Genomic DNA, 6738 nt, shown 5'->3' on the forward strand with positions numbered 1-6738 from the left:
TCGCGGGCCCCTTTTTCTTCGCCCCCAACGACACGTGGGTGGCCCCGCCCACGGCGAGACCACCCACGAAGTCGTCGGACGGGTACTAGTCCGGCTGGATCCAGGCGAACTGCATGCGCTGCTGACCGTGCTTGCGGGTCACCATCGTGCCCCGGCCGGGAGGCTGCGGCGACGGCTTGAGGTTGCCGACGATGTTGCCCTCCTCCTTCGAGCCGGACCCGACGAACAGCGGCGCCGAGATCTCCTTCAGCTTGCCGAGCACCGGGTCGTACATCGCGCGGGACGCACCACCCATGCGGCGGGCCAGGATCACGTGCAGGCCGACGTCCTTGGCCTGGGGGATGAACTCCGCGAGCGGCTGCAGCGGGTTCGCCGCGCCCTGCGGGGCCACCAGGTCGTAGTCGTCGACGATGATGAACACCTCGGGACCGCTCCACCAGGACCGGTTCCGCAGCTGCTCCTGCGTGACGTCCGGGCCGGGCATGCGCTTGGTGAGCGAGCCCTTGACCTCCTGGACGTTCTGCGTGAGCTGCGCGCCCGAGACCGCGTAGCTCAGCAGGTGGTCCGTGTCGATGAAGCCGAGCAGGGTGCGGCGGTAGTCCGCGAGCAGGATCAGCGCCTCCGAGGAGGTGTAGCTGGTCATGATGCCGCGGATGATCGTGCGCAACATGTTCGTCTTGCCGGACTCGCCGTCGGCCAGCGTGAAGAAGTGCGGGTCCGCGTCGAAGTCCATGTAGACCGGCGCGAGCTCGTCCTCGTTGACGCCGACCGGGACCAGGTGGCCGCGGTTCGGGTTGCTCTGCTGGACCTGGGCCATGAACTGCCCGTAGTCGAGCAGGTCGGGCAGCATCCTGACCTGCGGGGCACGCGGGCCCTGCCAGGACTGGTTGAGCTTGTTGCTGAGGTCCTGCACGCCCTGCGAGATCGTGGTCGGGTCCTGCAGCGTGTCGATGCGCGGCAGACCGGTGAGGAAGTGCAGCTTGTCCCCGGTCAGACCGCGGCCGGGACGGCCGGGCGGCACGTTGACCGCGACCTTGCGGTCGATCTCGGACTCGCTCGGGTCACCGAGGCGCAGCTCGAACCGGGTGCCGAGGAGATCCTTCATCGCGGGCCGGATCTCCGCCCACCGGTTGGCGGCGACGATCACGTGCACGCCGTAGGACAGACCCTGCGCCGCCAGCGCCTGGACCTGCGGCTCGACCATCTCGAACTCCTGGCGGAAGTTCATCCAGCCGTCCACGACCAGGAACGCGTCGCCGAAGGCGTCGTCGTTGATCTCACCGCGGCGCTTGCGGTTGCGGAACTCGGCCATCGAGTCGATGCGCTGGTCGCGCCACCGCAGCTCGCGCTCGGTGATGAGGGTCTGGAGCTCGGCCACCATGCGGCGGACCTTGTCGACGTCGAGACGACCGGCGAACCCGCCGACGTGCGGCATGTCCTCCATCGACGCGAGCGTGCCACCACCTAGGTCGATGCAGTAGAACTGCGCTTCCTGCGGCGTGTGCGTCAGCGTCATCGACGCGATGATCGTCCTGAGCAGCGTCGACTTGCCCGACTGCGGACCGCCGACGACCGCGCCGTGGCCCGCCGCACCGGAGAAGTCGGCCCACAGCAGGTCGCGGCGCTGCTCGAACGGCTTGTCGACCACGCCGACCGGGATCTGCAGCATGCTGTTCGCCGGGTAGCCCGGCGAGGTGAGACCGCGGTCCTGCGTCACGTCGAGCGGCGGCAGGATCGTGTCCATCGTCGGCGGCTCGTTGAGCGGCGGCAGCCACACCTCGTGCGCGGGCGGGCCCTGGCCGACGAGGCGGTCGACGATGAGCTCGAGCTGCGTCGGCTCGTTCGCGTCCTCCTTGACGGGCGCGGCCGCGACCGGCACCGGCTCGACCGGGCGCTCCGGCTCCTTCGGGATCTCGATGAAGTCCGGCACGAAGAACCGCGGGCGCTTGTCGCTGCGCACGGCCACCGACTCGCCGGCGGACTGCATGCCCGACGGGCGGTAGGTGCCCGAGACGTAGAGCGCCTTGAACCTGGTCAGCGGCATGCCCTGGACGCTCAGGTAGCCCGAGCCCGGGATGGGCGGGAGCTCGTAGGCGTCCGGCACGCCGATCGCCGCGCGCGACTCGGCCGCGTTGAAGGTCTTCAGACCGATCCGGTACGAGAGGAACGTGTCCAGACCGCGGAGCTTGCCCTCCTCCAGCCGCTGCGACGCGAGGAGCATGTGCATCTGCAGCGACCGGCCGACACGGCCGATCTGGAGGAAGATGTCGATGAAGTCCGGCTTCGCCGTCAGCATCTCGGAGAACTCGTCGATGCAGATGAAGAGCGCGGGCAGCGGGTCGAGCTGGGCGCCGTTCTCACGGGCCTTCTCGTAGTCCCAGACGTTCTTGTAGTTGCCCTTCGCCAGGACCTCCTGGCGGCGCGACACCTCGCCGGCGATGGCGTCCTTCATGCGGTCGACCAGCGTGAGGTCGCCCGCGAGGTTGGTGATCGTCGCGGCGACGTGCGGGGCCTTGTCCAGGCCGAGGAACGTCGCACCACCCTTGAAGTCGACGAGGATCATGTTGAGCGCCGTCGACGAGTGCGAGGCCAGCAGGCCCAGCACCAGGGTGCGGAGGAACTCCGACTTGCCGGAACCGGTCGCGCCGATGCACAGGCCGTGCGGGCCCATGCCGTCCTCGGCCGCTTCCTTGATGTCCAGCTCGACCGACTGGCCGTGCTCGCCGATGCCGAACGGGATGCGGTAGCGGTCGCGCTTGGGCCGCGGGCGCCAGGCCTGCTGCACGTCGAACGTGATCGGGTCGCCCGGGATGCCCATGAACTCGAGGATCGGCGGGTTGTTGCTCATCGCCAACGGGTCCTCGCCGCTGTCGCCACCGGCCTCGCCGGCGGCGCCCATGCGGTACGGGGAGAGCCTGCGGGCCAGTGCCTCCGCCTCGACGACGGACAGGCGGTCGGGACCGCCGAACCACTCGACGCCGCTCGCGGAACGGGCGCCGAGCTGGCCGTTCTCGACGACCAGACGCAGGCCGCGCCGGGCCGTCAGGTTGCCCAGGCACTCGGAGAGGTCGAGCAGCGTGACGCCGACCAGGCCCTCCTCGAGGATGATCATCTCTTCGCGGCTGATGTCGCCGTCGTCGATGACGATCACGATGTGCGGCTGGTCGGGCGGCGGCGGGGCGTTGCGGGTGAACCGCTGCCGGTCGCGCAGGTTCTCGTCCAGCATCGCCTCGATCTCGGCGAGCGAGTTCGCCATCATGCGGCGCTGGCCGATGCCGTCGATGTCGGTGGGGTGCTGGGCGTGCGGGAGCCACTTGGCCCACTCCCACAGCTGCTTGGTGCGGCCCGCGCTGACGACCGCGATCAGCAGGTCGTCGGGGGCGTGGAAGGTGACGAGCTGGGCGATCAGGGCCCGCGCGAGGTCGCGGCGGTCCTCCATCTCGCCGAGCAGGCCGACCGCGGCGAACCCGCGCAGGGCGATCGAGATCGGGAGGTCGGGGACGAGCGAGTGGGCGCGCACGAACCGGCGCAGCGCCAGCGTCGCGATCGGCTCCAGCTCCTCGACGGGTCCGGTCTGCGGCGGCACCAGGCGGGTGGCGAGGCGCTGCGAGCCGCGACCGGCGCGCAGGTGGCAGAAGTCCGGGTCGTTCTGCCGGCGTTCCCACATGCGGCGGGTGGTGGCGAGCGACCACAGCATCTGCGGGTCGGGGTGCACCCACTCGCGCTCCGCGCGCTGCTCGTCGGCGGCCTCGCGGGCGCGGTCGCGCATCTGGCCGAGGTACCGCAGGTAGTCCTTGCGGTCCTCGTTCATCTCGGCTTTCTTCTGGCCCTTGCCGGACCCCATGCCGCTCGCCATCATGCCGATGGTCGAGATCATCATCATGCCCGGCATGATCATCGCCGCGGGCTGCCGCGGCGCGAACACGAACATCATGCCCATCATGCCGACGGACGCGATGATCATGACGACGGGCATCGCCTTCATCATGATGTTGCCCGGGATGATCCGCGGGACCTCAGGTGGCGGCTCGAGGTGGACCTCGCCGCCGGGAGGCCGGGGAGCAGCAAGGCGTGCCGTTCGCTTGAACTGCAGCGTGCTCAACTGACAGGCACCTCTTCTGACATCTCAATACGCCACCGGTAGCAACCGACACTATTGCGCATTCGCGCGCGTCACGACGGTGGGTCGGAAAAAAACCCAGTCGAACGGGTTCCGCGAACCACACGTGCAACAGGCGTCGGTCCGGCCATACTAGGGCCGCCCGAGGACCGCCCTGGTGGGCCAATAGGCTCGGGCCAAGAGTTCGCAACACAGATCTGACTTAGGGGGCCCTGGTGGCGACCGGTACGACGGTGTTCAGCCGTGTCACGGTGGTGGCACCTCGAACGCGTATCGACGTCGCGCTGCCTGCCGACGTGGCGGTGGCCGATCTCCTGCCCATGCTGCTGGACATGGCGAGAGAGGCCACTCCGGACGGTGGTGTCAGGCACGGCGGCTGGTGCCTCGCGAAGCTCGGCGACAGCCCGCTCGACCCCGCGCGCACGCTCGCGTCGCTCGGCGTGGTCGACGGCGAGCTGCTGCAGTTGCGGCGCCGCAACGAGAACCCTCCTCCGCCGCTGTACGACGACGTCGTCGACGCGATCGCGGAGTCCGACCCGGACTCGTTCCGGCCGTGGACCAAGGAGACGGCGCAGCGCTTCGGCCACATCGCGGGCGCGCTCGCGCTGATCGCGGCCGCGGTGGCGCTGTTCCTGTCCGGACCGATCTCCGGCGGTGACGGCGGCAGCGGTCTGGCCGCGGCCATCGCGGGCGGTGTCGGCGCGATCGCGCTGCTGGCGACGGGCGCGACCATCGCGCGGGCCTACTCGGCCGCGTCGACGGGGGTGCTGATCGCCGCGTGCGGTTCGCTGCCGCTGGCGTTCGTCGCGGGCTACCACGCGGTGCCCGGCGTCGGCTTCAACCCGAAGATGCTGCTCGCCTCGGCGCTGCTGATGATCTTCGCGTGGGGCGGCATCCTGCTCATCGGGCAGGGCATCACGGTGTTCATCGCCGGGGCCACGGCCGGCACGTTCGTGTCGCTCGCGTTCCTCGTCGCGACGTTCGTCGAGCACCCGCTGCCCGGTGTGGCCGCCGCGACCGGCGCGGTCGCGCTCGGCGCGCTGTCGCTGCTGCCCAGGCTCACGCTGCAGCTGGCCAAGATCCCGCCGCCCGTCGTGCCGACGAACGCCGAGGACCTCAAGGAGGACACCGGCTTCCCGGAGTACGCGGTCATCGAGCGCCGCACGGCCGTGGCGCACGAGTACCTCACCGGCATGATCATCGGCACCGGCACGGTCGCGGCGCTGGCCGCCATCGTCGCCGCGTCCGCCGACACGATCTGGGGCCCGATCTACGGCATCGTCGTCGCGATCGTGCTGATGATGCGCGGGCGTGCCTACGCCAACGGCGCCCAGGCCGTGGCGCTGCTGTCGACCGGCATGTTCGCGAGCGCGGGAATCCTGCTCGGCTGGCTGATCTACTCGACCGAGTTCAACCGCATCGCGTTCGTCTTCGGCGCGCTGCTGCTGCTCGGCGCCGCCGCGCTGGTGCTCGGCGTCGTGTTCCCGGGCCAGAAGTTCTCGCCACCGCTGCGCCGCACGGTCGACATCATCGAGGCGATCCTCATCGCCGCGGTCGTGCCGCTCGCGCTGGCGGTGATGGACATGTACTCGGTCTTCCGGGGCCTGATCTCGCTATGACGCCCGGCATCAGGCGCACCGCGGCGGCGGCGACCGCCGGACTCCTGCTGCTGACGGGAGCGCTCCCCCAGGCTTCCGCGCAGCCGTCGTCCACTTCGGCCACGGCCCGTCCCAACTCGGTTCCGCCGGACCTCCCGCCCGACACCCCGCCCCCGGTCGACGAGGGCAGGCCGGACGTGAAGTACGACCGCACCAACAAGGGCTGCGTCGAGTCCGACACGAAGAGCGAGCTGATCGAGACCAAGCCCTGGGGCCAGGTCCAGCTGAACCTGGAGCAGGCCCACCGGTTCGCCACCGGCAAGGACATCAAGATCGCGATCATCGACACGGGCGTCGACCCGCGCAACCCGCGCTTCGGCAACAGGGTCGTCCCCACCGGTGAATACGTCGACGGCACCAAGAACGGCACGGACGACTGCGACGGCCACGGCACCGAGGTGGCGGGCGTCGCCGCGGCGGCCAGGACCGAGGGCGACTTCGTCGGCGCCGCGCCGGCGGCGACGATCCTCGCGATCCGCCAGACCAGCGACCGCTTCGAGTTCAAGGGCGACGCGAACAACGAGAAGCGCGCCTCTGCCGGCAAGGTCGGCACGCTGGCCCAGGCCATCGTCCGCGCGGCCAACCAGGGTGCGAAGGTCGTCAACATCTCGCTGACCAACTGCAACCCGCCCAAGGGTTTCAGCGCGGACGACAAGAAGCTGCAGGCGGCGATCCGGTACGCGGTCGACGTCAAGGACGTGGTGATCGTGACCGCCGCCGGCAACAAGGGCGACCAGGGCACGGGCTGCGGCCGGCAGAACGACAACCTGGACCCGACCAACGTCAACTCGGTGTCCTCGCCGGCGTGGTTCGCGAACGACGTGCTGTCGGTCGCGTCCATCGCCCGCTCGGGCGCGGTCTCGGACTTCAGCATCTGGGGCCCGTGGGTCAGCATCGCGGCGCCGGGCGAGGAGATCATCTCCGTCGACCCCAAGGGCACCGGCCTGACGAACGCGAACG

The 6738-nt window shown here is 70.0% G+C and carries 3 protein-coding genes; 2 read left to right on the forward strand and 1 reads right to left on the reverse strand.

Translation table 11 applies throughout. From position 1 onward, the window contains the following. Positions 1-85 precede the first annotated feature (85 nt). Positions 86-4102 carry a type VII secretion protein EccCa gene (gene eccCa, locus ACFWGZ_RS38165; RefSeq protein WP_382456470.1) on the reverse strand — a complete coding sequence of 1339 codons (4017 nt, stop codon included), beginning with the start codon at positions 4100-4102 and terminating at the stop codon, positions 86-88. 233 nt (positions 4103-4335) lie between these two features. Here eccCa and eccD point away from each other — a divergent pair, with 233 nt between their 5' ends. Together eccD and ACFWGZ_RS38175 are read left to right on the forward strand one after the other, a co-directional pair. After that, complete coding sequence (gene eccD, locus ACFWGZ_RS38170; protein ID WP_382456471.1) at positions 4336-5739, forward strand: type VII secretion integral membrane protein EccD; 1404 nt, start codon at positions 4336-4338, stop codon at positions 5737-5739. Further along, positions 5736-6738 (forward strand): S8 family serine peptidase (locus ACFWGZ_RS38175; RefSeq protein ID WP_382456472.1); only part of this gene is annotated, 1003 nt, incomplete at its 3' end. The genes eccD and ACFWGZ_RS38175, both read left to right, overlap by 4 nt.

This window comes from Lentzea sp. NPDC060358 (assembly GCF_042725365.1).
GTDB lineage: Bacteria > Actinomycetota > Actinomycetes > Mycobacteriales > Pseudonocardiaceae > Lentzea.